This window comes from Roseovarius sp. (assembly GCF_018066915.1).
Classification (GTDB): Bacteria; Pseudomonadota; Alphaproteobacteria; order Rhodobacterales; family Rhodobacteraceae; genus Roseovarius.
Genome location: NZ_JAGPVV010000073.1, coordinates 1 through 3,952, shown reverse-complemented (window position 1 = coordinate 3,952; position 3,952 = coordinate 1). Strand labels below are relative to the sequence as shown.

The following is a 3,952-nucleotide window of genomic DNA, read 5'->3' as shown; positions in this document are numbered from 1 at the left end:
CTCGTCCGTCCAAAGCCGCTTCGTCCGACGCGCCATAACGCCACCATAGTGTCCACTATCTCGTGGTGGACACTATCAATCACCCTCTATGTGCGGCAGAGCAGTGACGCCGGACGCTTACGGAATTTCGAGAGCCGTCACCTAGGCAATTAACGGCTGGCTTCTCAATATCACCCCGGCCCGCAAGTGCCGCAAGAAACCGATGACGTTGGCTTGGATCGCTCGCGCCTGCGGCGCTTGCACCGGATGTGTGGCACGCCTAACCGGTCAGTAGTTCACCTGCTCAAACCCATAGTTGCCCGCGTAGTCGCGCCAGTCCACGAACACCGAGCGATTAGTGATGTTCGGACAATCCGATCCCCAGCCTTCAAGCCCGATATGAGCGTCGGGTAGAGCCGCCGGTGCAGATAATGCCCATGAAAATTCGCCCTGCGTGCTGTATGTGCCGAGGTAGACCAGTGCATGGCGTCGGCACTGATCGTTCTCTCCGGCTAGTCTCTGTGACGCGAAACGGACGTCAAAAACTCGGATAGAGCGCACGAAATTGAACTCCGGGCCGCTTATGTCGACGTCTGCACGCTCTTGGACAAGGTGCAGGGCAAAATCCACTGGGACGAGCTCGTCTGAGGTTTCGTCAAAGCGCCAAACGGCCGCTCCTGTCATTGCTTCAGGTGTATGATGGCTCGCGGGAAAGGACTGGCGCGGCCGACTATCATCTTTTGGGGACAAGGCATCGAAGATCCGGTCAGTTCTGCGCGGCCGAGGTTCGATCTCGTAAGTCGCACCCATCGGGCAGCGCCAGATCTGCAGTGGCGGCTCGACCGGCCAGGGCGTGATCCGGCGGATGAACTCCGCGCGCGCTCGAGAACAAGGGACAGATGCTGGCCAACCCCCGGACAGACAGAGGAGTATTGCGCAATCGATGGGATAGCTCTGCGCTCGGCTGCTTTTGGGAAGAAAAATATGCGCAAAAGCCAAGGCGGTCACAAAGAGAAGGACATGTTTCTTGGCCGGGAAATACATGGTAAACAAACCTCCGCAAGACACATTCAATATACATACGAAAATATATTATTGCAAGACTTAGTGTATTCAATATGGATTTAATACTTAACATAAATCTAATTATGCGCCAAAAACTTGTACGCTGGGCACATTCTAAACTGGGTTGCGACAAATCCCCTATCTTGCTGAAAAGCAAGGAGAACGGACATGGCCCATACAGAGCTGGATTTGCGTGAGCGACGCGCAATCGAAGACATGCTGAATGCGAAAGTGCCGGTGAGCACGATCGCGGCCGAGACTTCTGTCTGCGCAACAAGCGCTATGTCAGCAAGGATCTGACCCTGAAGTACGATCACAAGCGCATACGTCTGGAAGTCAACGACGTAACGCGCGGTCTGGTTGGCAAATACGCCGACACCTACGAGTTTCCCGACGGGCGCATTCAGATTCGGCACAACGGCGTTGCCCTGCCCTGCTCCATCTTTGATCCACACCAACAACGCGTCACGCACGCCGCGATCACCGAGAACAGGCACCTGAGCGCAGTCCTTTCCCACATCGCTGCCGATTACAGCAGCCGTCGCGCAGCCCATCCGATCAACTCGAAACCACGCGCGCGCCAGCCGCGCGAACGCCAGGTCCGAAGCGTGATTTCACGGGCATCTGAAATATCTCGCAGATACTGCGCCTGCAACTGCCCGGCCAAAACGCGGTCATGCGCAAAGAGGACCAGCTCCTGATTGATGAACAGGCTTCGGTAATCGAGGTTTGCCGATCCGACGATCGACCAGCCATTATCGACGACGGAAGTCTTGGCATGCAGTTGACGTGGCAAGTACTCGTAGACCCTCACGCCCGCCGAGAGAAGCTGCGCATATGCCGCCCGCGTCGCCCAGCCGGCGACCAGGGGATCGCTTCTGCGTGGCACCAGCAGACGGACGTCCACGCCGCGACGCGCGACATCCTGAAGCGCCCGGTCGACCACGGTGCCCGGGCTGAAATAGGGCGACGTCAAATAGACACAGGATTGTGCCATCCCGATCAGTCCCGCATGCAGACAGGCGAGCCTTTTCTGGCACTTGCGCGAATAGCTAGGCACCAGCAGTCCTTCGATGCCGTCGGCCTCTTCGGGAATTGCGTTTGCCGGAAGCGGGCGGGCCTCCCGCCAGAGTCGAATGAAATGACTTGCGGCAAGCGTCGCCAACGGCCCCTGGACACGCACATGGGTATCGCGCTGGCGGCTTGCACCATGAAGCCGACGCGAGTTTAACCGGCGAATGTTGAAACCGCCCAGGAAGGCATCCCGGCCATCCACGACGAGAAGCTTGCGGTGATTGCGTTGGAAATATCGCAGCGGGTGTCGGAGATCGAAGGGGCGGAACCAGCGAAACCGCACACCGCTTCGTTCCAATTCCCGCCGAAACTTGTCGAAATCCCGCTGGCCAGCACCGAAAGCGTCGAGATGCAACCGAACGTCAACCCCGCTTCGCGCCTTGGCTGCAAGGGCGGAGACAAAACGCGCGCCGACTTCGTCGGTGGCAAAGATGTAGGATTCCATCCAGATTGCTTCGGTCGCGCCCTCGATCTCCGTGATCATCGCATCGAACAGGGCATCCCCCTCGACAAAGAGCTGGAAAGCGCCCGACCCTTCGCCCAGATTTGGCACACACATCGCTGCCCGCGCCTGTGGCATCGTCAGGGAGTTTTCGCGAGGTGCGCGCGGGGTGCTCATGATCGCGGCCTACCGCCCCACTGGTTCGGTCGCAACATCGACGTCACGATGTCGGAGCCATGCTTGCAGCGCGAAAAGGCAAGACTGCACATCCGTCAGGTGTTCGCTGTTTCATGGGCGCCGTGCTGGCACCCGACACAATCGCAGTTCTCATGGCTGCAACTGCGGTCCTCCAAAGGGTTGCGGTAGTGAAAACGGGCGAGCGGCAGCAGCAGTCGCTTGGGCAATGAAAGCCGATATGCCTCGCCCAAGGCAATGCCAGTGTCGGTCGATCCCAGCTTTCCGATCAGGTAGTCGATCCCGCGGGCGCCCGTCCGGTTGAACAGGTACCGATTGACGACACCACCGCGCAGGCCGGGTTGCAGCGCCTCACGCCAGGCTTTCCTGTAGTCGACGCCGCTGATCAGGCTTTGGGCCGCCAGGGGCTCGGATCGCATCGCATAGCGTAGCCCGAATCCCGCCAGCGCGTCCTGGAAACCCGCGTGTTCGCCGATCACCGGGTTTCCATCCTGCATCGCGTGCGCGGCAATCGGACTTTCCCGAAACCGCCGAAGCCTCGCGGCGTTTTCATCTCCAGGCCCGCGTGACGCTTGAAGTATTCCACGGTTGCCGCGAGATATTTCGCTTGATCGCGAAAACCTGAAAACATGCAGCTGGCCACCGTGCCGCGCCCCCGGTGCACGAGCAGATAGGCGTAGCCCTTCGGGGCAAGCTCGGTCCCGAAGGCCAGCCACGCACCATCGGCCATAGAGGTGTCAAGGACGTAGCCCACGGCGATGATATCGGCCCGCCGTGGTCCGCCTGCCAGGACCATGTTGGTCGTGGTCTTTTTCACGCGATCGTTGAATCGCACCTCGGCCCCGGCCGCGCGGGCCTGATCCAGCAAGACCCGGTAAAGCGTTCCCGGTGCGTTGCCCCGGCGCAAAAGATAGTACAGGGGCTTCGATCCATGCACTCTGTGGGCCTTTGCATGGCTGTCGAAGACGAAGCCTTCGGTTGCACCGCGATGATCGAAATCGGCGACAACACCGGCATCAGCCAGTTCGTCCAGAACGTTCTGTGCGTCGCTCCAGTTTTCAAGGCCTTGAAAGTCGTCGTGGAACCGATGGCCGACATCTTCGTGCCACTCTCGCACCACGACCCGGCGATTGGCCTTGGCTAAAACGATTGCACAGACCAGACCTGCGGGACCAGCCCCGACGATTTCAATCGTAT

Annotated in this window: 5 protein-coding genes; all 5 read right to left on the bottom strand. The window is 59.4% G+C overall.

Going from position 1 to position 3,952, the window contains the following annotated elements:
• Positions 1–267 precede the first annotated feature (267 nt).
• Positions 268–1,023: a hypothetical protein gene (locus KBT70_RS04515; protein WP_254699983.1), complete on the bottom strand. Its 756-nt coding sequence runs from the start codon at positions 1,021–1,023 to the stop codon at positions 268–270.
• A gap of 98 nt (positions 1,024–1,121) precedes the next feature.
• Complete coding sequence (locus KBT70_RS20720; protein WP_199861175.1) at positions 1,122–1,541, bottom strand: hypothetical protein; 420 nt, start codon at positions 1,539–1,541, stop codon at positions 1,122–1,124.
• A gap of 32 nt (positions 1,542–1,573) precedes the next feature.
• Positions 1,574–2,737 carry a phosphatidylserine/phosphatidylglycerophosphate/cardiolipin synthase family protein gene (locus tag KBT70_RS04505; protein WP_151976467.1) on the bottom strand — a complete coding sequence of 388 codons (1,164 nt, stop codon included), beginning with the start codon at positions 2,735–2,737 and terminating at the stop codon, positions 1,574–1,576.
• A 95-nt stretch (positions 2,738–2,832) separates the two neighbouring features.
• Positions 2,833–3,234, bottom strand: a complete 402-nt coding sequence (locus tag KBT70_RS04500) for a hypothetical protein (RefSeq protein WP_151976469.1) — start codon at positions 3,232–3,234, stop codon at positions 2,833–2,835.
• On the bottom strand, positions 3,231–3,952 hold a 722-nt coding region (locus KBT70_RS04495; RefSeq protein ID WP_296629303.1), incomplete at its 5' end, for an NAD(P)-binding protein. The genes KBT70_RS04500 and KBT70_RS04495, both read right to left, overlap by 4 nt.